Source organism: Campylobacter sp. CH278 (assembly GCF_004378845.1).
Classification (GTDB): domain Bacteria; phylum Campylobacterota; class Campylobacteria; order Campylobacterales; family Campylobacteraceae; genus Campylobacter_D; species Campylobacter_D jejuni.
Window position 1 is genome coordinate 1 of record NZ_RYXZ01000036.1, and the last position, 333, is coordinate 333.

1 pseudogene is annotated in these 333 nt (G+C 24.9%); it reads right to left on the minus strand.

Annotated features, from left to right (window positions below):
- A pseudogene (locus ELQ04_RS08575) lies at positions 1 to 333 on the minus strand (motility associated factor glycosyltransferase family protein); the annotation flags it as partial.

Consider the following 333-nt stretch of genomic DNA (forward strand, 5'->3'; position numbering starts at 1 on the left):
TAACTAGGATGGGTAATCATTTGAGGAAGATTATAAACAAATTGTTCTATACCTTGAAGAGCATCAAGAGGATCATTACCATTTCTTAAAATGATATTTTTAAAAGTTTCTGCTAATTTTTTATTCAATCCTAAAATATCTTCATGAAATCTTTCATAATAATGACTCATCAGTTCTAAAAAATAAATTCTAGAAAATTGAAAGAAAGGTTTAGAAGAACAAAGTTCATTATAATCTTGAGTTTGTAATTTATCATTTTCCAAAACCATCAATCTTGCACTTTGTAATTCATTTGAAAAATCTAAGATATGAAACATTATCCAAATGATTTCT